Source organism: Lactiplantibacillus sp. C232, from assembly GCF_023806725.1.
Classification (GTDB): Bacteria; Bacillota; Bacilli; order Lactobacillales; family Lactobacillaceae; genus Lactiplantibacillus; species Lactiplantibacillus plantarum.
The window spans coordinates 1-310 of sequence record NZ_JAMSKZ010000057.1; the positions used below are offsets into that span (position 1 = coordinate 1).

Annotated in this window: 2 pseudogenes; both read right to left on the bottom strand. The window is 43.2% G+C overall.

The features are described 5' to 3' along the window. Positions 1-72, bottom strand: a pseudogene (locus tag MZO41_RS16600) (zinc-ribbon domain-containing protein); the annotation flags it as partial. A gap of 30 nt (positions 73-102) precedes the next feature. Beyond that, a pseudogene (locus tag MZO41_RS16605) lies at positions 103-310 on the bottom strand (hypothetical protein); the annotation flags it as partial.

The window sequence follows — 310 nt, forward strand, 5'->3', positions numbered from 1 at the left end:
CGCTTTGGTTAGATCGTAACCACAGTGGGTACAGAACTTTGCATTGGCAGCAATCTCAGTGCCGCAGTTGGGACATTATTTCATAAGTTAAATTCTCCTTCATTAATCATCAGAATCATCGGATTTAGTGTACGACCGAATTTTTTGGGCCGGCGTGATTTTAACAATCTTGTAGTGCCCTCCGGTTTTCTCGACCGTCGCGGTGTAACGAAAGACCTGAATGCGTTCATCTTCAGAGTTGGTAAAGTCATATTTGACGTCATTAGTGATCTGGCTTTGTTGTTTAGCTGCTGGAACCGTTGATAAGACA